Genomic DNA, 23,523 nt, shown 5'->3' on the forward strand with positions numbered 1-23,523 from the left:
TTGCGGCATCCACTTTTTATTATTCATGTTAAAATCTTTTTATAATAATACAGAAAAATACGCTATAATATAAGTTATTGTTCTTTAGGAGGGTTTCAATGGCTGATAAATATAAATTTTTGATTCTCGTTATTACGGTATTTTTTTCATTCTTTTCCTTAATAAAAGATTTCCGCAACACTTCAAAAAGTTTCTTTTTGGGGAGCTTCGCAATCCTAACATGCTTTATTTTATTATTAACCCACGCTTTAGAGTTAACTCCAGTACTTCTCTATTCAGCACAGATGGCTCTTGAGATTATTACAATACCACGTAAATTAATCCTTCTATCTGTCACTGAATTCGCTAGTTTCTTCTAATAATTCGAACATCTAAAAATTTTTAACTCTATAGCTCTAATTATCTTTACAAATATAAAAATGCGGTTTCTCCTTTCTAGAGAAACCGCACTATATCAAAGTTCTTATTAAATTTTAAACTGACTCGTATACAGGTCAAAGTAAAATCCTCTATCTTCCATGAGAGATTCATGATTCCCTTTTTCTAAAATGCTTCCATCTTTTATAACAAGGATTTGATTTGCTTTTTCAATCGTCTTCAGTCGATGAGCGATTACGAAACTTGTTCGACCTCTCATTAAATTGTTTAGTCCTTCTTGTATTTGTAATTCTGTTCTCGTATCGATATTAGATGTTGCTTCGTCGAGAATTAATATATCTGTATCTGCTAAAATTGCCCTTGCAATTGCAAGAAGTTGTTTCTGTCCTTGACTTAAATTTGATCCTTCTGTGGCTATTTTTGTTTCATATTGATTCGGTAAATGTTTTATAAAAGAATGTGCAGATGCTGCCTTAGCTGCATTGATTACTTCTTCATCACTCGCATCTAATCGACCATAACGTATATTATCCATAATTGACCCAGCAAATAAATACGTATCTTGTAAGACTACTCCTATTTTACTTCGCAACGAGTTCAAATCATATTCTTTAATATTTTTTTCATCAATATAAATTTGCCCTTGCTGTACATCGTAAAAGCGCGTTAGCAAATTAATGATTGTTGTTTTGCCCGATCCAGTTGGACCTACTAAAGCAATTGTCTCCCCTGGCCGCGCTTTAAGACTCACTTCTTTTAAAATCGTTTTATTTTCCTCATATCCAAATGAAACATTCTCGAGTGCAACATGTCCATGTAAATTTTGTATTACGAATGCATCTTTTTTATTTTTGATTTCCGGTACTTCATCCATAATTTCAAAGACACGTTCCCCACCAGCAACTGCCGCTTGAATCGTATTCATTAAAGTTGCGAATTGACTGAGTGGTCTTGAGAACTGACGAGAATAATTAATAAAAGCCGCAATGACACCTACTGTTGTCATTCCATTTAAAACCATTACTGATCCAGTCCCAATTACAAGTCCCATACCTAAGTTGTTAATAAAGTTCATACTCGGAAAAATAAAAGCTGAAAATGTATCCGCCTTCGTTGCTGAAACTCTTAGTTGTTCATTAATTTTATTGAATTTCTGTACGGTTTCTTTTTCTTTCCCATATAACGTTGTAACATCCGCTCCTGTTATAGCTTCCTCAATAAATCCATTTAATTCTCCTAAATCTTTTTGACGCTTTGCAAAGTTTTTACCACTATAAGCCACTAGTTTTTTTGTAACGAAAAACATAATAGGTACCGTAATTAAAGTAACAATTGCTAAAATCCAATCTAATGCGAACATCGCAATTGTCACACCAATAAAAGTTAGCGCTGATGAAATAATCTGTACAACACTTTGTGTCAACGCTTGATTCAAATTATCTATATCATTTGTCACACGACTCATTAAATCTCCTTGAGAACGTACATCAAAGAACCGTAAAGAAAGCGTTTGGATTTTCTTAAAAATATCTTGTCTTATTTTTTGTATCGTTTTTAATGCAACATTGACCATTACAAATGTTTGTAACCAAGTTAATAATACTGTTACACCATAAATCGCGATAAGTAACAAACACATTCTCGCTGTACCACTTACATCCTTTGGTACAATATATTGATCGATAATTACTCCCATTAAATACGGCCCTAATAACCCAAGTAACGTCGTAACAAGTACTAAAAATATAACGAACGTAAGAGCAGCCTTTTGATAGCCCATATAGTTCCATACTCTCATTACAGTACCTTTCGTATTTTTAGCCTTATCTATCTTTGGCGCATTACGCCCACCTTTATTAGCAAATTGTCCTTGAAAATTACGCATGTTCTTTCCCACCTTCTTTATGTAAATTGCCACCTTGGGAAAGATAGATTTCTTGATAAACCTCACATTGTTCTAACAGTTCTTCATGTGTACCATCACCAACTAATTCACCGTTATCTAAAACGAGAATTTTATCAGCATCTATTATTGATGAGATTTTAGAGGCAATTAATAATGTTGTTGTTCCTTTATATTCTCTCCTTAATGCTGATTGAATGTTAGATTCTGATTTAGCATCAACTGCTGATGTAGAATCATCTAATACAAGAATAGATGGCTTTCTCACAAGCGCCCTCGCAATGGATACACGTTGTTTTTGTCCACCTGATAAATTCGTCGCACCTTGTGTTAAATGATATTGATAAGAATCTTCTAGCTTGTTAATAAACTCAGTCGCACAAGCTGATGAAGCCGCCACTTCCAGCTCTTCCTTCGTTGCATCTTCTTTTCCATAACGTAAGTTCTCTTCTATACTACCTGAAAACAACAATGCCTTTTGAGGTACAAACCCGATTGAACCACGAAGTTTTTGTAAATCGTATGCCTTAACATTTATTCCATCAATACATATTTCACCTTGATCAACATCGTATAAGCGTGGTAACAATTTTGCTAAAGTAGATTTACCACTTCCTGTAGAACCGATAACCCCTACTTTTTCACCTTTACCTATGCGAAATGAAATATCTTTTAAAACATATTCATTATTTTTCGTATAACTATAACTAACATTTTTAAAGTCAATTTGTCCCTCAATTCGCTTAGGTGCAAGCGCATTTTTTGGGGTCGTAATATCAACGTCAGTATTTAAAACTTGCTGTACTCGATCCGCAGACGGAAATGCTCGCGCGATTTGCATAAATACCATACTGATAGACATAAGTGACATTAAAATGATATTCAAATAATTTATAAACGCTAATATAGCCCCTACTTGAAGAGTTCCATTAAATACTTTTTCTCCGCCAACCCACAATGTTGCTACAATCCCACCGTTCACAACTAACATTATGATTGGCATCATTAAGGAAATAAGCTGCACCGCTCGAATATTTATTTTTGTTAAGTTTGTATTCACTTTTCCAAACTGATTGATTTCATATTTTTGTCTTACATACGCTTTAATAACACGTACTCCAGATAAATTTTCTTGTAACTTTGTATTCACTTTATCTAATGCTTCTTGCACTTTTTTGAATGTCCCGCTTGCTCTACTTGCAATGTATATAATCGCAAGCAATAAAATCGGAACAACTACGAGTAATATAGGAAATAACTCGCGCGCTGTTACAAAAACAATTATTATACTTCCGATAAATAACAAAGGACCACGAACAAGAACACGTAATGTCATCGTCATTGCCGATTGAATAGACGTAATATCATTTGTCACAATCGTTAATAACTTTCCAGTTCCAAACGAATCACGATTTTCACTAGAAAATGTTTCTATTTTCGCAAACACATCTTTTCGTATGTCAGTAGCGAAATTAACAGCTGCTTTTGTAGAATACATCATACACCCAAGCCCTCCAACTAAACCGAGTGCTGCAGCTCCTATCATAAGAAGCCCCATTTTTATTACATAATTCAAATCCCGATTTGCTATCCCAACATCAATAATATGTTGCATAATAGTCGGTTGAATTAAGTCCATCGCAACCTCAAGTACCATAAATAGTGGTCCAATAATAGCGAAGAACATGTATGGTTTTAAATACTGTAATAATTTACGAAATGATTTCATACATAATCTCCTTTTCCCATGAAATTACCACCGAATAACCCATATCCCTCCTTATTTAAGTGCTGTAGTTTGTAATTTCTTTCTTATCCCTATTATATTATGTAAATTAATATTTAACATTATTAAATGATAAGCATTAATGACTTTACGGTCAATAAATGTGTTTTTTATTATATACATATAAAAACCGCATTCTTAATGAAAAGAATACGGTTTTTCATCTATATGTTTTCAGTTGTAAACTCTAAAAACTCAGTCTCAAATCCATTATTTTTAGACGGACTACACGTGTAAAAACCTATTTTAATAGGCTTATTTCCTATATCCTCCATCAAATGAGCGATTCTTATTTGTTCCCATTGGTGGATCTTCTTCACATATATTGTATAATCACCACGTTTACGAACAATTCGAAAACGCAGTTGCTCGTTAGCTAATTCTGTTGGAAAGTCTTGTGTAGACCAATCGGAATATCCATTATTCGTTACGACAGCTCCTAAATGAGATGGACCATCTGGAATATATTCTAATGAAGTTTTCAGCCAACACTTTTCCGAAATCATAACAAAGAGACCGGCTTGATCGAATTTTGAATTTGGATTCATACGCAATTGAACTTCAGCTTGAAAGTCTGTCATCGTCTCAGTATAAAATACATGACCATTCATTACTTGAAAACCATAATGTGTTTTAAGCCAAAAATCTGTTTCGGCTTTCGAGCGGACAATCAACGCATGATTGTTATTAAGCTTATAATATTCAGGTACATTCATTATAGTAAGTTGCTCAATATGTTCTGGTATATGTGATATTTTCATAGTTCCTCCATAATAAAGCATCTGTATGCACATTTAAAATTCTACTAATACTGGGAATTTATAACCTTTCAAATCCAATTCTCTACTACTTCGAACCATTAAATACTTACTAGACTGTAATTCTGTAAACTGTACACCCTCAACCCCTAATTGATCTGGAGAGAAGTAAAATTCGATTTCTGTAAATCTTTCAGCGATTTCCCCGCATATTTCATCTAAAACTGGAATTACTGGTGCAAACACCCCATATAATTTCAACTTTTCATTATCTACTTCATATACAATTAGAGCATCTAGTTTCTCTGAATAATACAATTTCTCATTCCATTCCGAATTATACATATTCAAATAAAACGAAGGATGGAAGTTTAATGTTGAAAAATTATTTGAAAGTCTTTGGCTACTATCTATAGTTTCATGTATTAACTTTCTATCCTCTTCCATATAATAATCTAGCTCTCTAAGTAAGGAATCATTATTATCCTTTTTATCATATGGAATAGTCATCAAATACTCCTGCACAACTTTAAAACCATATGATGTATATAGTTCAGGTTTTTCCGTAAACAATAATGTGCATTCACATTTCTTATCGATTTCTTCTATCATTTTACTCATTAATTGTTTCATGAGTCCTTGTCTTCGAAAATTAGGGTGTGTCATCACCGATTGAATGCCTGCTGCATTTATTCTTTCGCCATTCACTAGCAATGGTAACGAGAATACCGCAACGTTTGCAATCGCTTTATCTTCTTGTAAAAATGATAACGCTTTATATGTATCATCCCAATAGCCTCTCTCTGAAAAATCATGCAATGTTTGACTTGGAATCCCAAACACTTCTTCAAATAAAGGAAATAACTGCTCTCTTTTCGGTTCTTCTAAAAGAAGTTTTTCAAAACTTTCAACATTCCCCATGTTGTCCCTCCATATGTTAATTCCATCAAATTAGATATAGTTGTAGAACCTGCTCTTAAAGTAATAGGTCTTACCAATCAATATACTATCATAAAATATAAAAAAAAAGTCTAATTAATTTTATGTTTCGACTATTCGAAAATAAGTCGAATAAAAAGATATTAAGATTTTTGAATATTAATAAGTTTATAATATAAAAATAGCGCTTTCTAATTCGTTTTTACTAATAGAAATGCACCATTTATAAAAAAATATTTTTTATTATTTTTTCCCTTCTAGTCTTTCCTTCGTATTCATTTCTTCTCCTCTCATTCGCTTTTCAAATGTATTTCTCCAACTTGTAGAAAGTGCATGTACTTCTAAGATCCTCTTTACCCCTTCCAAATTTTGTTTTTCCTTATGCATAATACGATTAGCAAAAGCTACTGTCACACCTTTTAGATCCGACTTCAGTAATTTTAATGTATCAGCAGGTGATACCCATCCTTCTTTTAATACGCGAAAATAAAACCCCGTATATGCTGTTTCTTGAAAATATAGTGGTAACTTCGGGATATTGTATTTCTTAGCTAATTTAAAACAAGGTTGCCTTGGCTGCGTTACTTGTACAATTGCTTCTCCAATTTGAAATGTATCACCAATACAAACATCCTCTTCACACATACCACTAATTGTTATATTTTCTCCGAATGCTCCATATACAAGTACTTGATTCAACTCTTTTTCCCAATATCCATAATGTTCTCCCGAATACACACAAACCGCTTTATCTACTCCACCATGATGAACTAAATCCGCTTGACCATCTCCATTAAATTTTACAAAGGATAAAAACACCGGTTCTTTTACTTGTTTCTTATTTATTCCTGTATGAATTACCTTTCCTCCGTATGTAACCTCTTTCGGTAACCCTATATTTAAAGATAATAATTGGTATTCATTAGCCATTCTATTTCCTCCTTTAAGATTGTTCCATGTATTTTCTCACTCGATTTATTTTCACTACTATCTCTTTTAGATGATTATAAAACCTAAAAAATCATTGTTCAATCCAATTATTTATATAATAATAATAGGTAAAACCTATCATTATACTTGAGGTGATCCAAATCGAATTACGACAACTTGAATATTTTTTAGCTGTTTCAAAAGAATTGCATTTCACAAAAGCAGCTGAGAAATTAAATATTTCACAGCCTTCACTTAGTCAGCAAATACGTTCATTAGAACATGAAGTTGGAATGCCCCTTTTCGATCGAATTGGTAAAAAAATATCTTTAACCGAAGCTGGGAGGATTTTATTATTACATAGTAAAACAATTTTTCATGAAATTGAACAAGCCCGTTCTGCTATTCAAGATTTAAACGGATTACAACAAGGTTCCTTAACAATTGGATCATTATTAACCGTCGTAAATTACTTACTACCACCAGCTATTTTAAATTTTAATAACTTATATCCCAATATAGAACTTTCTGTATTAGGACTTCGCACAGGAGATATTCGTGAAAAATTATTACAAAACGAATTAGATATTGGCATTACATTTCTACCGGTGCAAGATAAAGAAATTATTTCTACCCCTCTCTACGAAAGTGAACTTATAATAGTCGTACCAACTGGTCATCAATTAGCTGAACATAATCATGTATCTATTGCTGAATTGCAGAATTACCCTTTAATTCTTTTACCTAAAAATTTCTTTTTAACCGAATTAATTACATCCCATTGTCAAAAATTCAACTTTAAACCAAAACCAATTTTAGAAATTAGTACAATGGAATCTTTAATCCAAATGGTTTCAAAAGGAATGGGAATTACAGTTTTACCAAAACCGTATATAGACTTTCTACAAAATAAAAACATTCAAGCTATTAAAATAGAAAATCCTACTCCAACAATAGAAATAGGGCTTATTTATAGAAAAGATAAATATATGTGTGCTGCAACTCGAGAATTTATTAAACAATTGAAACTAACCGTACATTCTTTACAAAATTAAACGAACAAAAGAGATTATCCTATGAAGTCATTTCATAACGACCTAGTAGAATAATCTCTTTTCATAATGAAATAAAGTATTAACTATAAATTTTAGTGTACCTTTTTGGAAATTGGAATATATTTTGTAAAATAAGCCCCAACTAACAATAATACGATTGAAAATAGCACTGTCAACATACCGCCGAACTGAAACCAATATGCGAACAAATTAAAAATTGCAAGTGAAAAGAAACAAATAGAAGTTAATGCACTCTTCAATCCTTTTATTTCTGCTTTTTTTCTTTTTTGATACGCAATATACATGGAAACGGCTAAAAAAATGATAAAAACAATCATTAATAAAATATTTAGCATCGGTAATCCCTCCAGTATAAATAACCTCCTTCGGTGCTACCATATTACCCCATTTACCCTTTTGGAATCAATTTATTATTCTCTTCTCTCCAAAAATCAGTATAAGTTTTATTTTCAAAGTTCACATTCATCTCAAAAAAAGGAAGACTCCCTCCAACCTCCAACGAGTACCAGTCATTTAAAAGTGGAGACCCGAAACAAATATTCATTGTGCATTCATGCAAATCAAATAATACGGAATGTAAAGTTCCAAACCATTCTTCATAATTATGCACCGTCAGCCCGGCAGGATATTCTTTTTGTACTAATCCTTTTAAAGACTCTATACTCACTTGTTCATTTCGATTTAAATGTTCATACAATGTGTGATATCGGTTTGTAGATTGTTCTAATCTTCTACTATTCAGTTTTTGAATAGGTAAACTAATTGCATGGTTTGTTGATACGATAAAATCTTGGCTTTCCTCAACAATTGTGATTATTGATTTATATCCATCAAATATTTCAATACATACTGCATCTACAGGGTCGGCTACTATTAGATTCATATTACTAGCAATTGGTATTTCTTCTATTAGTGACTTAGCCTCCTGCACATTTTTGCATTTCTCCAATAATACTCTAATGACCGCAAAACATTGTAAACCACTTACCGCTGGCTTTCTTAAACCCGTCATATTTCCAACCGGTTGACCACATGCTGAAAATGTAACAGATAATCCATGCTCGTTAACTCCTTCCGTTCGGCCAAAATATTGAGTAGAAAAGCCACTATGTGCATATGCACTTTCAACATGAGTCGAACAAAAACGCATATCATCTATTACTGGTGACAAATCATAGTTTCTTAATACATAAGTATGCTTTAAATCTGTTTTTTTAGGTAAAACAGCACAATGGCTACAACCTGCTTTTAATAGTGTTTGATAATAATACATCATATTTTCAGATGGAATTTTTAATACTTCACAAAACCCTTCAATCTCTTCATTAATTCCTGGACAATAATTATGTAATATGTTCCTAGATTCTGTCCAATGCTGATGCGATATTAAATTTTCTTTCTGTATAAATTGCGGAATAAGGTAAGGATGTTGTTTTACAAATTCTCCTTGTTGCTTACCGATTTCATAATGACTTCCTTTTAGCGATGAAAAGTACCCCTTTACTTGATACATCTAATTCCCCCTTATTGAACTTATCCATATCGTACCAAATAAACTGTATTCATTCTTGATGTTTTTTACTGTCTCTCAAATTAAATACGGCTGGAATAAAGCGAACAGTTATAAAATAAAAACTAGGAAACTGTAATCTTTAACAGTTCCCTAGTTTCCTTAATACTAAATGATTCCCTCTTCCACCATCGTTTCTGCAATTTGCACCGAGTTCCACGCCGCACCTTTTAATAAATTATCGGAAACGATCCAAAGATGGAATCCGTTTGGTGTATCAGGATCTTTTCTAATTCTACCGACAAATGTATCTATTTTCCCTTCTGCGTATAATGGCATTGGATACAGCTGTTCACTAGGGTTATCCTGCAAAATAACACCTGGTGCATCAAACAATACTTCTTTAATTTCTGCAACAGTTGCTTCTTTTTCAAGCTCTATATAAACCGATTCTGAGTGACCTGATATGACCGGAACACGCACACAAGTAGCTGCCATTTTCAAGTTTGGGTCTTCTAAAATTTTCTTCGTTTCTTGTATCATTTTTACTTCTTCAAAGGTGAAATCATTATCCGTGAATATATCTACTTGAGGGAGTACATTAAATGCAATTGGATAATGTTTTTTATCTTTTTTCGCTGGTAATATAGTACTCTCCACTTCTTCACCTGCAAGTATTGACTTAGCCTGTTCTTTTAATTCTTGAATCGCATGAATACCAGAACCCGATACAGCCTGATAAGTGGAAACGATAATTCGTTCTAATCCGAATACTTTTCGTATTGGCTGAAGAGCTGTTACCATCTGTAATGCTGAACAATTCGGAACTGCTATTATCCCTTTATGTTCCTTTAAAGTGTGCGCATTCACTTCCGGAACAACAAGCGGTACATCATGTGCCATTCGGTATTCACTAGTATTGTCAATTACGATTGCACCACTAGAGACAGCTTGATTTACAAATTCCCTAGAAACTTCTCCTCCAGCACTAAAAAAGGCAATATCTACCCCTTCAAAGCTATTTATTTTTGCTTCTTGTATAATGATCTCTCGCCCTTTAAATTGTACTGTCTTACCAGCCGATCTTTTTGACGAAAGTAACGTAACTTCAGCTATATTAAACTTTGTTTCTTTTTCTAACAGTTCAATAATTTTCTGACCTACTGCACCCGTAGCCCCAACAACAGCTACATGATAGCCCTTTTCACTCATCTTTTCTCCTCCAATATTAAATGAATAAATATTTCTACAATTTCATTTTATAAGGAATTTAATCATTTGGAAAATTGAAATACGTGATATAATCATTCACAAATCATGATAATAAAAGAGGGATTGCTTATGGAAATGAGACATGTTAAAACATTTTGTGCGATTGTTAAGTATGGTAGTTTTTCTAAAGCTGCTCATGCATTAGGTTATGCGCAATCTACAGTTACAGCGCATATGAAAGCATTAGAGAACAATTTACATATTCCTCTTTTCGATCGGTTAGGAAAAAAAGTACTTCTTACAAAAGCAGGTCATCAATTTCATCCTTATGCTTTAGAATTACTTGCAATTTATGAAAAGGCGCAAGAAATCCCTCAAAATACCGATCAATTAGAAGGTACATTGAGTATTACATCAAACGAATCATTAGCAGTATATCGTTTACCACAACTATTACGTACTTACAAACAGAAAAATCCGAAAGTAAATATCGTACTTGAAACAAACACAAATGAACAAGCATTACAAAAATTACATGAAGGAGAAACAGACGTTGTCTTCATAATTGGAGAAAGTATAGAACATAATGATTTTATTACATGTACTTTTAGTAATGAAACATTTGGATGGATTTTACCACCCCATTATTCTACACAGTCTAATCCGTTTTGTTTATTAAAGGAAACTCAGTTTATTTTTACTGAACAAAGCTGCGGTTATAGACCAATGGTAGATCGTTTTTTACGTCAAAGCGGGAATATTCCAGCTAAAACATTTGAAACTTCCAACGTTGAAGTTATTAAACAATCTGTTATGTGTGAGTTAGGAATTTCAATTCTTCCTTACATCGTTGTACAAGAAAATTGTCAAAAGGAACAAATACGATTTCACCCTATCGAAACTCCTTCTGTTATTCAAAGTCATGTAATCTATCATAAATCTAGATGGATCTCCCCTGTAGTACAGTCGTTTCTTTCACAATTAAAGGTAATGAAAGTATAAAATAATATGAAAGAAAACATGAGTTGAAATCCTTTGAAGAATATCAACCCACGTTTTCTTTCATACTACTTATATAAAGGCTGTTTTTATGAGTTTTTCGTATAAGTGTGATTTCATTAATTAAAACTATTTTCAAAGTCGACATATCAGCGATAATTTATGTCTATTTCGAATAGGTGTTAGCAAGTTCGTTTGCAAACTTGTTAGCACTTTTTTAGGATTCCCTCCAATACATACGCTCTCACAAAAACATCATATACCTCTTGAAAATTAGCATAGTTTGTATGAATTCTATATCTAGTAGAAAGCTCTCTATTATATAAAAATATAATAATAGGTTAATAAACAAGCATTCTTTTTACTAAAACATAGAATAATATGAACCCTAATGGAAGGGAGGTATAAAAGAATGTCCTGGAATAATGATTGCTGGAGTTCTAAGAAAAATCATTGTTGCGATGATTGGTGGAAATCTAAAGATAAGCATCATTGTGATGACGATTGGTGGAAATCTAAAGATAAGCACAATTGTGATGACGATTGGTGGAAATCTAAAGATAAGCATCATTGTGATGACGATTGGTGGAAATCTAAAGATAAACACCATTGTGATAATGATTGGAAGTTTAAGCGAAATAAGTGTCGTTGTAAATGTTTCTTTATTTGTTGTCATTGTAAAAAGAAACATTGTTAAGTTTTTCAATGCCAGCTTAAAGGCAAAGAATATGTCTTAGGGACTGAAAAAAACACCAGATTATAGTAATTAAAAAGACTGTCTCTAAATGAAGTGCACCCCAATTGTTAGACACATAATTAACAATTGGAGGTGCATTTTTTATGGTTAAATTTTCTTCAAAAGATAAAATACAAGCAGTAAAACGATATCTAGAAGGTACGGAAGACGGAAAAAATACGACTGTGATTGTCATTGTGAACCTCGCTACCAAGCGTATACATCTGGCCCTTTATTCCGTAATGCTGACACTGATTTCATCCAAGTTTCTGCACTTAATCAAACAGACGTATATAGCAATGTAAAAACTAAATTTAAAGGAGAGAAATCATGAAACTAAAAATCAAGACACCAAACGGATTTAAATCAGATTTTTACATTTCACCAGAGTTTATTAGCACTATCAGATTATCCACCTTATATCTCCATCTAGCAGGAATCATTTGATTCTTGCTTTTTCCATTCGTTGAGTTCTTTTGTTCGGTTTAAATGGGTTAGGTTAATCTATTAATTATATTAAATCCATCAGTTCAACTATTACATATTAACGTTTCCTTCATATATTATAGTAGATTGTTAGAAAGGAGGCGTAACCATGGATAGTTGCGTTGTGTTTGTAAACGGACAACCTTTTTTAGTTCTTTCAATAGCTGGTATCGAAATTGCTAGATTAGAGATTTCTCTTCAAGTAGCATTAGCTTTAAGAGTGCTTGGAATACCAATCTGTGATTAATTACCGTGCCACTAAAAAAAGAGAGCATTAGCTCTCTTTTTTATTTTCCCGATATCTTTCCTTAACAACAAAAAACGCTAACCAAGTTGATGGCAGCGCCTACATTAATTAATATTTATTTAATCCCTTCTTCATATTATCTACTACATTTTTAGCGAGTTGTTCTGTTTCTTCTTTACTTAAATTAGGATCATTAACAGTCGCACTATAATTAGTTGTCTTTGTTTCGGTTTTTCTCGGTTTTAAAGTAGCGTAGATAATTGCTATCCCCACACAAACACATGTTATTTTAATTACGTTGTCTAATACTAGTGATGACCACATTAAGAAATCAAACACATAAGAATTATACTTTTTTACTAGTATACAAGCCGTATCTTTTAAAAGAAGCACAACATAGAATAAACTACAGGACAAGACTTTCAAAAAAACTTGTCTGAGTTTATTCTCAAAAAGAGGTGAACATAAATGCCTATCGTTAAGCCTTTTATAGCTGGAAGACGATTTGTAAGTACAGCTGCTACAGGGACTGCTGCTGGAGCAGATTTAACTTTTGCTAACACAGACTTCACTGATGACACTGGTGCTGTAACAACATTCCCTGCTTCTTATGCTTTTTTAACGCTTTATATTAATGGCGTTATTCAAACAGGTGATACTATTACTGGTGTGACTACTACAGCTGCTACTATTGTAGGAGGAGCTGTCCTAGATGGAGGAACTCCTATCGCAATCGAATTTACAATAACGTAAATTTAGTTATCTTTTTAGAGGTTTCATTAAAAGAAACCTCTAATTTTAAAAACTGAAATTAATTTTAGTAGCAACTACATAATACAGTGCATATACTAGTATAGAATAATTGGTATTTATACTCACTCTCAAAAAGAGCACTTATATGGTGCTCTTTCCTCTTGTTACGAAATACAAATCTTTGTATAAAACTGTACCTCTCTAAAAACCATACATACAATATGATATGAACCCTTTTTTCTAAATAAGTCTTGGTCATAAAGCGCCTTCCTCCAAAGGCGCTCTTTAATTTTCAAATAACATTTTCAAGTAATTACGAGAGCGGATTTTATTATGTTGTACAAGCACTACTTCGCTCTATTAAATAGACTATATAGACATCTAAAAGAAAGGAGTTTTAAATTCATATGGCTGATTACTTTTATAAAGATGGTAAAAAGTATTATAAAAATCAATCGCATTCGGACCGTCAAAAAAATAACTGTTTTGTTGAGACTCATACAATTGGTGGTTCAGGAGAAAATTTAAATGGAAATATACCTACATCTATTGACCTTCTAAATACCACTCCACAAACAGTATTTGAAGATTTCACCAACAATCACAATAAAACATTAATTCAGTTATTCGTTGTCGGTATGAGTGCACCCGTTCAAGTAACTATTCTAACAAGAAGATCTAGCATACCAATTACTACTACATTACAACCCGTTCAAACAAAAATATTTCAAGTTGAAGATTTTCAAAGTCTTACTCTTACAAAGCAGGAAGGTCCTACTAGTGTAGTTAGTTTATTTATTCAAAAAACATTTTGTATCTGCTGTAACGATAATAACGATGCATGTGATGAATATTACCACGAGTGCAATCAATAGATTAAATCGCCAAAAGGACCCTTTATATAAAGTATTTTCCTTTCACTCCCCTCATTCCCCCGTTTTTTTGTTAAAAATTCTAAAACATGTTAATACTATAGATACACCAAGGTTGAATACAAATGACCATTGTGTTCTTCTTATTTACGGAGCAGTTAGCTTTTGCTAGCTGCTCTTTTATTTCGTTCCAGTTCTTTCCTCTTAAATTAAAGAACTCTTTAACTGCGTTTTCCCAATAAGTACACATATCCTTTCCCCTTTTCTACAAAATGAATTTTTTATTTAAATGTGTTTTTACACACTTGTATGAACTAAACATATATTTATATAGACATGCATTATACATTTCCTTTTTGGGTTTTAATGCTCATATTATAAATAGAACAAAATATTTTATCTACTTTTATAAGAAGGTGTTTTTATTAATACAACTGTAATTCCGCATTTTTATAATGAAGAGTATCTACTCCCTTGGTCGTTAATGCACCACACAAAACTATTTAATCACGGTATCCTTATTAATCGAGGATCTATTAATTGTTAAGTAGAAATATATAGATCGTTTGCACCTCATTGGGAAATCCGAGATTCAAAAGTATTAGAGTTTGATGCCTTATTAGTTGATCAAGAAGTAATGGAAATAGAAAAAGAAATTTCGGGATGGAAAATGGTTTTAAACACCACTGAATTTCTTTGCTGTTTTGATAAGGAAGCTTTTTTCTCTTCTCTTGCTGCTTTAGGAAAAAACATGTATTCCATTAGGACTATTCTGATGGTGGATGAACCTTCTCACGGTTATACTAATCCGAGATACGGTATTCCGCTAGTCAAACAGCGTTATCATGGGATAATAATCCATCCTAATCCACCCGCCCCTTACTACGGTGATAGATTCCTCCACAATATCTCTTATTTATTAGTCTGTCCCCCACCTGCAATTAATTGACTACCCGAATATGTACCTTTTTGCATAAACACTTGATTAATTAACTCTTTTTGTTCCAGTTCTGACATTACCCCTTTTCCTTCGCCTAAATTTCCACTTTGTAATTTCCAAATCTTGTTGTGATCCGCGTCCATTTTTTCATATTTCCCTTGTTTCCATCTTTCTAAAATATCTGCATATGTTTTTCCTTGTACTAGCTCATTACTCTTTACAATATCAAGTAAACTTTCAATTCGTTCTTGCGTGATAAAAATATAACCCCACTTTTGATCAGCCTTCGTTTTTTGATGTGCCATTTCATGCAACGCTGTCTGTATGTTCTCATCTGTCCACTTGAAATTTTTATTAAAACCGCTATTTGGTAGTGAATGATTGCCATTTTCTAAAAGCTTTGCATCTTCAGCTTTTACATTACTATCAGCTAGTACTTCTGCTGCCGGAGCAGCTGGTGATGCCTTTTTAGCAGCTGGTTTACTATTATTCAAATAATACAGCATGCCATATGTTACACCTACTCCGATTACCGCCATACCAGCTATAATTCCAATTATTTTAAAGAATGTTTTCATTTTGCTTGTTTCCTCCCGCATATCTCATTCATAATATCTATTTATCAAAAACAGATGCAGCATCTCTTTTTTCGCTGCTTACTACAATTTTTTTCATACTAGTCAACATAAACATAACTTTTACTTTCTAGAAATGTAGCAACTCCATCCTCATCGTTACTTTTAGCAATAAATTTAGCGACTGCCTTTAATTCCTCAACAGCGTTGCTCATTGCTACACCAATCCCACACTTCTCTATCATTTCCATATCATTGTAGTCATCTCCAAAGGCAATAACTTCAGATACGTCTCGATTTAAGTGCTGTAGAACATATTGAATACTATTCCATTTTGAAACTTCTGCATGCATAATTTGACACAATGTGCCATCATCTGTAATGACTCCCCTGCATTCATCAGGCAATTCTTTAATAAATTTCTGTTTTATTGGGCCATTAGTACAAATAATTGCTTTAGAAGCTTTTTCAAAGTCTAAATCTCTTACATCTATAATTTCACATGGTATATTACCAAAATAATCAGTAACATCAAAATTTGAATACAACTTATCACCTATTTCAAGACAAATCTCATGAAGATTATACTTGTTTGCTATTTCTATGATTTCTAAAATGTCATTTTTAGAAATCTTCATTTCGTATAAAATATTATTACCTTTAAGAACTAGAGCTCCGTTATAACAAATAATAATCTCGCTCTTTAACACGTTGGGAATATATTGTTTTATAGCTCTTGGCGGCCTTGCTGTAGCAAAAATCAATTCGTCTCCATTATTTTTACATTCCCTTAGAATATTAATAGATTTCTCTGAAATTGTTTTATCACTTCTTAATAAAGTCCCATCAAGGTCTGAAATAATAATCTTTTTCATACTTATCTTTATTCTCCTTTCACAAATAATAATTCGAAATATTGGTTATTTTTTGGATCACCAGCGCTGCTGCGGATAGTTAATCTCAACTTTCTTTTTGTCTCAATTTAATTCCAAATATCATTTCCATTTGTTGCATATTTTTTATTTCCTGAAGCACATACATATTTCCTTATATTGTATTTCTTTTCTTTAAGAATTGAAAGATTATTCTGTCAAAAACACTATCTTTTCTAAATACTAATTCCACTCAAAGCATTTCATTTTAATTTTATAAAAATAAATGATAGCCTTATATTTAAAGGAGATGAATAAATATGAGTTTATTGCATAACGGTTTAACATTTTTAAACTTTGATGATACGTATTTATTACAAAATAAACTACATTCTTATTCATATGAAGATATTGATTTTACTCATTTAGAACACTCCAATCTATATTGCGAAAATTCCTCTTTAATGCATATAAAAAGGGCATTAAATCGTAGAAAGAAAAAGGGAGTTACTTTTATAGGTTCTGGAAATTATCATTATGTATCTTATTTATTACTAGAAGAAATAGACAAACCTTTTACCCTTATACTATTTGATCATCATACTGATATGAACTTAAAGGAAGCAAATGAACAGACTCTTATTTCCTGCGGATCTTGGGTATCATTTTCTCTTCGAAATAATGGTAATTTAAAGAAAGTAATTATTATCGGACCTTCTTCTCTAACCATTCATTCTAATGATTGTTCATACGTAGAAGTTTTTCCAATTGATATCTCACATGAAGTATCGATACATACAATACTTTCACATATTCATACAGAAACAATATATGTAAGCATTGATAAGGATGTTTTAGATCCAAAAGTCACTATTACAAATTGGGATCAAGGGCATATGAAGCTATCTATACTTTTACAATTTATTCATTCTCTTATTACGAATAAATCTATCTATGGTATTGATATTTGCGGTGAACTCCCAGTTTATCCTTCTCAACTCTTCTTACCTAAATATAAAAATGCTATTCAGAAAAATGAACAAGCAAACTTACAAATTTTAAAAACAATTTATAAAACGAACTTACATATTCAATACGCATAAAAAGAGGTTCAGACACAAAAACAGGCTGTGAAGAAGACTTTCTCCACAGCCTGACGCATAAAAAGAACGAGTACCTTACAGGTACTCGTTCTTTTTATGCGCGATTTTCTTTTAACCACTTCGTAATCGTTTCTAATCTCGAAACATCAAAACGTCTGTCTTCACACACATGTAAACTGTTTAAACTTTTCACAATTTCTAATTCATTCGACTTTACACTTTTTGCCTCAATTAATTTACAGTACCCGTCTGTAATGGTATTTAAATTTTCATAATAACGTTGAAACGATTTTGATATATGTAAATGTTTTTCAAAGTTTCTTCTTCTTTTTGTCTCGTCAGATTCTTTCCGTTTTCTAAGTTCTTCATCATTCGTATATAAATAAAAATATTGATCAGGAAAACCAATTTCCCTATGTATCAGCTTTTCTTTATAAAAGTTTTCTATTAAAGATAATGGCTGATCAAATATTTCAAAATGGAAACACCAATTATAACTAAGCGGTTGATAAATGTCGCCATCAAGTATTACTATTTCATATTGCTCTGACTTCTGCACTGCTATTTTCCAGCGCTCTACTTGTTTTTCAAAATACCATGTTCTATGTTCATTTTTTGGTCTTTCAAATAAAAAATTCACTTCTGGTATAATATAAGCACCATAATTCTTTTCTAACTCACGACAAGTGCTGCTCTTACCAACAGCACTTGCTCCCTCGAACGCTATAATCCCCATAGTTTCTCCCACTTTCATTAACTTAGATTTCGTTGTTTCACTTTTCTCCCCCATAACTGTCTCCATAAAACAATTGAAGCGATAGAAAGCATTATTGTTGTAATGATACTCCCCTCAATTCCGAATGAGCCTCCATGAAAGAGCTCCGATCCGTTTGCTACAGGTCTAAAAATTGGTGTAGAATACATCTCCATTCCACTAACCGCAAAACCGAATACGTTATATTGTGCCCAATTCCAAATGGAATGCCACGCACATATACCCCAAAGACTACTGTCTTTCAAAACGTAAAAAGCTGCAAACACACCAACTAATATTATATTCGATATTGAAAGGATTGTAATACCTGGATTTAGTAAATGAAGAAAACCAAATAAAAAAGAAGTTACAACAATACCGACCCATATACGGCTTCTAACAGAAAGAACCGGAAATAACCAACCTCGAACAACAATTTCTTCTGTTGCACCTTGTATTAAAAAAGCAACTAAAGAACCCACAATTCCAAGTATAGCGGTTGGTGTAATTTGTTGCATTTGTAGTTGTACATTTCCAGTTAATAAAAGTAGCATGACTGGTATTGAAATAAAAACAAAACCTATTAACGCACCTCTCAAATATTTTCTTATCCACTGATCTCCCCAAAACCCAATGGATGAAAATGATCTTTTCTCTACAAATCTAATCCATAAAAAAACAAAAAATATGGCCCCGCCAAACGTTAATATCATCTCAATATTACTATAAATCGCCTTCATTAAAATTGTCTCTGCTTTCGGTAAAAACAACATAAATAACATAAACAATTCACCTAAAGTTAAAAATACAATTGCAAGTATAACAGCGAATACTGGATGAACTTTTCTTCTTCCTTCTTTGGCTGCTTCCACTATTTTAAATTGAGTAGACTGCAATATTCTCGCCTCCTTAATAAATCAACAATATTCTTGTACTCTATATCGTTTCCTTAATACAAATCCCCAATAAAAATGTTCTCAGTTTAGCATAAACCAAAATTAGGAATAATATATAAATAAAAGAGATGTCTTTGTGTCTTTTACCATCCCATTTCACACTGGTATTACCAGCACTTGCTATTTCCCACCATTTGTTGTAAGATAGTACTTAAGGTCAATTTAACAATATATTTTCTTTGCATATTATCAAGTATCAATCAGGAACATTTTATACTCCTTATGGGTTTTTGATAATATGTGAACTTTTATTTTTCATTCAAATAAGGCCGATCATATTGTAATCTTTTTAATTTTTAGGAGGCATTACCATGACATTAACAGGTAAAGTAAAATGGTTTAACAGCGAAAAAGGTTTCGGTTTCATCGAAGTTGAAGGCGGTAACGACGTATTCGTTCACTTCTCAGCTATCACTGGCGACGGTTTCAAATCTCTTGACGAAGGTCAAGAAGTTAGCTTCGAAGTTGAAGACGGTAACCGTGGACCTCAAGCTAAAAACGTTGTAAAGCTATAATTCAAACAATAAAAAGGTTGTTACCAGCACGGTTAACAACCTTTTTAATATATAACTAAAATTTTTTACATAAAAGGAGTGGTTACATGTATCGCAATCGAAAGAACGATGTAGCAGAAGTACCACCAGAACAAACCCCTGTTTGGGAATGTGAAGCAGAGGATTGTTTAGGATGGATGAGAAAGAACTTTTCATTTGAAGAAGAGCCTAAATGCCCTTTATGTAAAAGTAGCATGAAAAGCGGAGAACGTTTATTACCTAAATTAGGTTAATTTTTTTCTTAACCCCTCTTATTTAAGAGGGGTTTTTTATTATAAATTTATATCTTCAATATCCGTTCGAACTATAGAATACAATAATGCATCATGTTGCTTATTTCCTTGATGAATATATCCACGTAATAATCCTTCCTTATGAAAGCCTATTTTACATAACATTTTACAAGAAGTAACATTTTCAGGGTATGTAATAGCACCAATTCTAAATAAGCCTAAATCTTGAAATCCGTAATGAATAATTTCCCTGGCTGCTTCTGATGCATAACCATTTCCCCAATAACGAGGATGTAAGTCATATCCAATTTCAGATCGTTTACTCCAAAGTTGTAAATTATTTAGCCCAATTGTACCTATTAAAGTATTCGTTTCTTTTAATACAATCCCCCATCGTATCGCCTTTTTCTCAAAGTAATTCTTTGAAAAAGATTCAATCATACGTGAAGCTTGTCCAAACTCCGTAAAAGAATTCATGCCGTAATAACATGTTACCTCATCCAATGAAAAAATTTCATATATTTTTTGACAATAAGATTGTTCTATTTCAACTAAACGTAAACGTTCTGTTTCTAATATAGGAAATGCCATAGGATCACTCCTTTCTTTCTACTTATTCATTATAGCAGAAAAAATATTTATAATTAGGAAAGTCCTCAATGTCCCATTAATCAAATATTTCAAGAGAAGCCTCCCCTCTTAATTCAATATGAACTAAGAGTAACCCTTCTTTCATTTACATGATGAGAAAAATAAAGAGATGATCACAGTACACTGATCATCTCTTTATTCCATACTCACTTTTCCCTTCTAAAGCAGCAACCTACCCCATACATTTATGGTAAAATATAGTTGTTATATTATTTTATTGTGGAGGTGTAAATTTCCTATGTATATATTCATCGGCTTATCCCTCTTACTCATATTACTCATATTTTTATTTGCAAAAAAGTTCGCCCCAAACTCATTCATGATGACTAGTTTTAAAGGCAATAGTTTTAAGACATTTTCAATCAGCATTTTAGTCATCGCTACTCTTTCTCTTTCATATGGAATATATCATGCAGCAACATATCAACCTAAACATTTAGATATAACATTACAAAATCAAAACTTTACTGTTTTCGGTAACATTGGAGAACTTGGATATTTCTCAGAAGAATTACTAAAAAAAGATAAAGAAGTTAAGCTACATTTTGCCTCTTGGAAACCAATGCAATTAAATAATCCAGAAATAATAGTAAATTATCCTTCAGGTAAACAGGAAACATGGAAACCGAATATAACATTACTTCCTACCAATAAATTAAAAGAAAAACATGGTATAAAAGAGCTTTATCAACTCTCATCATATTCATTTAAAGAATCCGGGAACATAACATTAATAATTACCGAGAATAATACAACTAACAAAAAAGTCTCAATTCAAGTAAAATAAATAAAATGTCCCTCCATTATAACGGAGGGACATTTTATTTATTTATTTATTTATTTATTTATTTATTTATTTATTCTATATTAATTTGATGGTTCATTTAATGTTGCAATGATTTCATTTGCAATGTTTTTTCCATTTCCAATACACGCACCAATACCAACACCATAATAGGAAGCGCCAGCTAAGTATATATTCGGGTAAAGATTCATCATTTTTTCTTGTAATGTTTGGACCGCTTGATTATGTTCTAAATGATATTTCGGCATTAAATCTTTCCAATTTGTCACTTCAACTACTTCTGGTTCACCTTTAATTCCGAGACTCTTTTCAATATCATATAAAGCAACCCGTACTAATTCTTCTTCACTATAATTTTTAATCGTTTCATATACTGGATTAGTACTCTTATAAAACATTCTCACTAATAGTTTTTGTTTTCCAGATGTATGTTTCCACTTCCGGCTTGTCCATGTACAAGCATCACAATGTAAATCACTGTTTTTCGTTACGATAAATCCTGTGCCGTCCGCCGGTAATTGTTCATCTAGTATGTCAAATCCTAAGTAAATACTTATAAGAGATGAGTTTTTAAATGTATGAAACTGTTCGTTTAACTCATTAGACTGTAATAAAGTTTCTGCGATATCATGCGGAGCTGCTAAAACAACATAATCAGCGTGGATTGAATCGTGATTTGCAAAAGAGATTTCATAGCGATCACCTTGTTTGCTTACAGCTGTCGTTACAGCACCTTTCTTAACAACCGTCTCAGTCAGCATTTCTTCTAAACGATCAATAATCGTAGATAATCCACCTTTAAATGATACGAACTTTTTGTTTCCTGCTGATTGAAACTGTTTTTTATTCTCTTCAAAACCTTTAATAATACTTCCATATTTATTTTTATAGTCCAGTAAATATGGTAATGTAGATGCCATTGTAAGCTCGTTCAATTTACCAGAATATACACCTGAAAGCACTGGCGCAATTTGTCTTTCTACTAATTCTTTCCCTAAAAAGCTTTCTAAAAATAGGGAAAGGGATGTATCTTTTGTAAACTCTTTATTTTTCGTTATAAAATCTTTTAAAGCAACAATTTTCCCCTTCGTTGATACTAGCGTACTGCTAAACAACGACTCGACACTCATCGGTATCCCAAATATAGTGTCAGACGGAATTGGATGTAAAGTATTATCAGAATATATGTAAGAAATACCCGTCTCGTTATATACCATTTCTCCTTCTAAATTTAAATCTTTTACAAGTGGCATAACATGTTCATTACGTGCAACAATAGAATCCGCTCCTGATTCCATAATAAAATCCTTTTCTTCTACACTATGGATTTTACCACCTAAGTACTCTTCTTTTTCTACAAGGATTAAATTTAAATCGATATTATTATCCTTTTTGAATTTTTCTAAATAAAACATAGTAGAAAGTCCCGTTATACCTCCACCGATAACAACAACCGTTTTCATATGTGCTGCGCTCCTAACCGATACAATTAATA

Annotated in this window: 27 protein-coding genes and 1 pseudogene; 12 read left to right on the forward strand and 16 right to left on the reverse strand. The window is 32.3% G+C overall.

The features are described 5' to 3' along the window. The first annotated feature begins 98 nt into the window (after positions 1–98). The gene (locus tag AC0L0O_RS12935; protein WP_000774126.1) at positions 99–359 is read left to right on the forward strand and encodes a hypothetical protein; all 261 of its coding nucleotides are present in this window, start codon (positions 99–101) and stop codon (positions 357–359) included. 107 nt (positions 360–466) lie between these two features. On the opposite strand, the gene AC0L0O_RS12940 is transcribed toward AC0L0O_RS12935, so the two are convergent. The 5 genes from AC0L0O_RS12940 to AC0L0O_RS12960 all read right to left on the reverse strand — a co-directional run bounded on the left by AC0L0O_RS12940 (position 467) and on the right by AC0L0O_RS12960 (position 6,694). Continuing rightward, the gene (locus AC0L0O_RS12940; RefSeq protein ID WP_428888774.1) at positions 467–2,263 is read right to left on the reverse strand and encodes an ABC transporter ATP-binding protein; all 1,797 of its coding nucleotides are present in this window, start codon (positions 2,261–2,263) and stop codon (positions 467–469) included. Beyond that, a complete protein-coding gene (locus tag AC0L0O_RS12945) occupies positions 2,256–4,010 on the reverse strand; it encodes an ABC transporter ATP-binding protein (protein ID WP_000834766.1) in 1,755 nt (584 codons plus the stop codon). Before AC0L0O_RS12945 ends, AC0L0O_RS12940 begins: the two co-directional genes overlap by 8 nt. A 221-nt stretch (positions 4,011–4,231) precedes the next feature. Further along, the gene (locus AC0L0O_RS12950; protein ID WP_000703156.1) at positions 4,232–4,828 is read right to left on the reverse strand and encodes a DUF1349 domain-containing protein; all 597 of its coding nucleotides are present in this window, start codon (positions 4,826–4,828) and stop codon (positions 4,232–4,234) included. A 33-nt stretch (positions 4,829–4,861) separates the two neighbouring features. Further along, a complete protein-coding gene (locus AC0L0O_RS12955) occupies positions 4,862–5,746 on the reverse strand; it encodes a GNAT family N-acetyltransferase (protein WP_000528691.1) in 885 nt (294 codons plus the stop codon). A 261-nt stretch (positions 5,747–6,007) separates the two neighbouring features. Next, positions 6,008–6,694 (reverse strand): MOSC domain-containing protein, encoded by a 687-nt coding sequence (locus tag AC0L0O_RS12960; protein ID WP_473785804.1) that lies wholly within the window; start codon positions 6,692–6,694, stop codon positions 6,008–6,010. 152 nt (positions 6,695–6,846) lie between these two features. On the opposite strand from AC0L0O_RS12960, the gene AC0L0O_RS12965 reads away from it, so the two are divergent. Continuing rightward, positions 6,847–7,749 (forward strand): LysR family transcriptional regulator, encoded by a 903-nt coding sequence (locus AC0L0O_RS12965; RefSeq protein ID WP_000614453.1) that lies wholly within the window; start codon positions 6,847–6,849, stop codon positions 7,747–7,749. 92 nt (positions 7,750–7,841) lie between these two features. Here the strand turns inward: AC0L0O_RS12965 and AC0L0O_RS12970 are convergent, their stop codons facing one another. From AC0L0O_RS12970 to AC0L0O_RS12980, 3 genes are all read right to left on the reverse strand, one after another. Then, positions 7,842–8,105, reverse strand: a complete 264-nt coding sequence (locus AC0L0O_RS12970; RefSeq protein ID WP_000932119.1) for a hypothetical protein — start codon at positions 8,103–8,105, stop codon at positions 7,842–7,844. A gap of 53 nt (positions 8,106–8,158) precedes the next feature. Next, positions 8,159–9,283 carry a C45 family autoproteolytic acyltransferase/hydolase gene (locus tag AC0L0O_RS12975; protein WP_000285214.1) on the reverse strand — a complete coding sequence of 375 codons (1,125 nt, stop codon included), beginning with the start codon at positions 9,281–9,283 and terminating at the stop codon, positions 8,159–8,161. Between the two features lie 165 nt (positions 9,284–9,448). Beyond that, positions 9,449–10,492: an aspartate-semialdehyde dehydrogenase gene (locus AC0L0O_RS12980; RefSeq protein WP_001290620.1), complete on the reverse strand. Its 1,044-nt coding sequence runs from the start codon at positions 10,490–10,492 to the stop codon at positions 9,449–9,451. Between the two features lie 129 nt (positions 10,493–10,621). On the opposite strand from AC0L0O_RS12980, the gene AC0L0O_RS12985 reads away from it, so the two are divergent. From AC0L0O_RS12985 to AC0L0O_RS12995, 3 genes are all read left to right on the forward strand, one after another. Beyond that, a complete protein-coding gene (locus AC0L0O_RS12985) occupies positions 10,622–11,494 on the forward strand; it encodes a LysR family transcriptional regulator (protein WP_000425924.1) in 873 nt (290 codons plus the stop codon). Between the two features lie 422 nt (positions 11,495–11,916). After that, complete coding sequence (locus AC0L0O_RS12990; protein WP_000560125.1) at positions 11,917–12,228, forward strand: hypothetical protein; 312 nt, start codon at positions 11,917–11,919, stop codon at positions 12,226–12,228. A 594-nt stretch (positions 12,229–12,822) separates the two neighbouring features. After that, positions 12,823–12,960, forward strand: coding sequence for a DUF3956 domain-containing protein (locus tag AC0L0O_RS12995; protein WP_000376553.1), 138 nt, complete (start codon positions 12,823–12,825; stop codon positions 12,958–12,960). 108 nt (positions 12,961–13,068) lie between these two features. On the opposite strand, the gene AC0L0O_RS13000 is transcribed toward AC0L0O_RS12995, so the two are convergent. Further along, the gene (locus tag AC0L0O_RS13000; RefSeq protein ID WP_000269749.1) at positions 13,069–13,284 is read right to left on the reverse strand and encodes a hypothetical protein; all 216 of its coding nucleotides are present in this window, start codon (positions 13,282–13,284) and stop codon (positions 13,069–13,071) included. Positions 13,285–13,428: 144 nt separating this feature from the next. On the opposite strand from AC0L0O_RS13000, the gene AC0L0O_RS13005 reads away from it, so the two are divergent. Then, complete coding sequence (locus AC0L0O_RS13005) at positions 13,429–13,713, forward strand: DUF4183 domain-containing protein (protein WP_001123247.1); 285 nt, start codon at positions 13,429–13,431, stop codon at positions 13,711–13,713. 407 nt (positions 13,714–14,120) lie between these two features. Then, positions 14,121–14,588, forward strand: coding sequence for a hypothetical protein (locus tag AC0L0O_RS13010; RefSeq protein WP_000796382.1), 468 nt, complete (start codon positions 14,121–14,123; stop codon positions 14,586–14,588). Between the two features lie 79 nt (positions 14,589–14,667). On the opposite strand, the gene AC0L0O_RS13015 is transcribed toward AC0L0O_RS13010, so the two are convergent. Beyond that, positions 14,668–14,835 (reverse strand): hypothetical protein, encoded by a 168-nt coding sequence (locus tag AC0L0O_RS13015; RefSeq protein ID WP_000337733.1) that lies wholly within the window; start codon positions 14,833–14,835, stop codon positions 14,668–14,670. Positions 14,836–15,069: 234 nt separating this feature from the next. On the opposite strand from AC0L0O_RS13015, the pseudogene AC0L0O_RS13020 reads away from it, so the two are divergent. Further along, positions 15,070–15,501: pseudogene (locus tag AC0L0O_RS13020) on the forward strand (glycosyltransferase family 2 protein); the annotation flags it as partial. On the opposite strand, the gene AC0L0O_RS13025 reads toward AC0L0O_RS13020, so the two are convergent. Further along, positions 15,498–16,103, reverse strand: coding sequence for a PRK06770 family protein (locus tag AC0L0O_RS13025; protein WP_000846585.1), 606 nt, complete (start codon positions 16,101–16,103; stop codon positions 15,498–15,500). The pseudogene AC0L0O_RS13020 and the gene AC0L0O_RS13025 sit on opposite strands and share 4 nt — an antisense overlap. Positions 16,104–16,201: 98 nt before the next feature. Continuing rightward, on the reverse strand, positions 16,202–16,975 hold the full coding sequence (locus tag AC0L0O_RS13030) for a Cof-type HAD-IIB family hydrolase (RefSeq protein WP_000720256.1): 774 nt from the start codon (positions 16,973–16,975) through the stop codon (positions 16,202–16,204). Between the two features lie 317 nt (positions 16,976–17,292). Here AC0L0O_RS13030 and AC0L0O_RS13035 point away from each other — a divergent pair, with 317 nt between their 5' ends. Beyond that, positions 17,293–18,075, forward strand: coding sequence for an arginase family protein (locus tag AC0L0O_RS13035; RefSeq protein ID WP_000054645.1), 783 nt, complete (start codon positions 17,293–17,295; stop codon positions 18,073–18,075). A 94-nt stretch (positions 18,076–18,169) separates the two neighbouring features. On the opposite strand, the gene AC0L0O_RS13040 is transcribed toward AC0L0O_RS13035, so the two are convergent. Both AC0L0O_RS13040 and AC0L0O_RS13045 read right to left on the reverse strand, forming a co-directional pair. Further along, positions 18,170–18,811: a nucleoside/nucleotide kinase family protein gene (locus AC0L0O_RS13040; RefSeq protein WP_033688495.1), complete on the reverse strand. Its 642-nt coding sequence runs from the start codon at positions 18,809–18,811 to the stop codon at positions 18,170–18,172. Between the two features lie 17 nt (positions 18,812–18,828). Then, positions 18,829–19,725, reverse strand: coding sequence for a CPBP family intramembrane glutamic endopeptidase (locus tag AC0L0O_RS13045; protein ID WP_001192109.1), 897 nt, complete (start codon positions 19,723–19,725; stop codon positions 18,829–18,831). A 371-nt stretch (positions 19,726–20,096) separates the two neighbouring features. Here AC0L0O_RS13045 and cspD point away from each other — a divergent pair, with 371 nt between their 5' ends. Then, entirely contained in the window at positions 20,097–20,300 is a 204-nt protein-coding gene (gene cspD / locus AC0L0O_RS13050) for a cold-shock protein CspD (protein ID WP_000176368.1), read from the forward strand. 86 nt (positions 20,301–20,386) lie between these two features. Continuing rightward, positions 20,387–20,572, forward strand: a complete 186-nt coding sequence (locus tag AC0L0O_RS13055; protein WP_000286198.1) for a cold-shock protein — start codon at positions 20,387–20,389, stop codon at positions 20,570–20,572. A gap of 39 nt (positions 20,573–20,611) precedes the next feature. Here the strand turns inward: AC0L0O_RS13055 and AC0L0O_RS13060 are convergent, their stop codons facing one another. Beyond that, positions 20,612–21,163 carry a GNAT family N-acetyltransferase gene (locus tag AC0L0O_RS13060; protein WP_000885377.1) on the reverse strand — a complete coding sequence of 184 codons (552 nt, stop codon included), beginning with the start codon at positions 21,161–21,163 and terminating at the stop codon, positions 20,612–20,614. Positions 21,164–21,461: 298 nt separating this feature from the next. Between AC0L0O_RS13060 and AC0L0O_RS13065 the strand changes: the two genes are divergently transcribed. Beyond that, positions 21,462–22,010, forward strand: a complete 549-nt coding sequence (locus AC0L0O_RS13065; protein WP_000275228.1) for a hypothetical protein — start codon at positions 21,462–21,464, stop codon at positions 22,008–22,010. 80 nt (positions 22,011–22,090) lie between these two features. Here the strand turns inward: AC0L0O_RS13065 and AC0L0O_RS13070 are convergent, their stop codons facing one another. Then, entirely contained in the window at positions 22,091–23,491 is a 1,401-nt protein-coding gene (locus AC0L0O_RS13070) for a protoporphyrinogen oxidase (RefSeq protein ID WP_042631227.1), read from the reverse strand. Between the last annotated feature and the right edge of the window lie 32 nt (positions 23,492–23,523).

Source organism: Bacillus sp. GS3m_15504 (assembly GCF_055825275.1).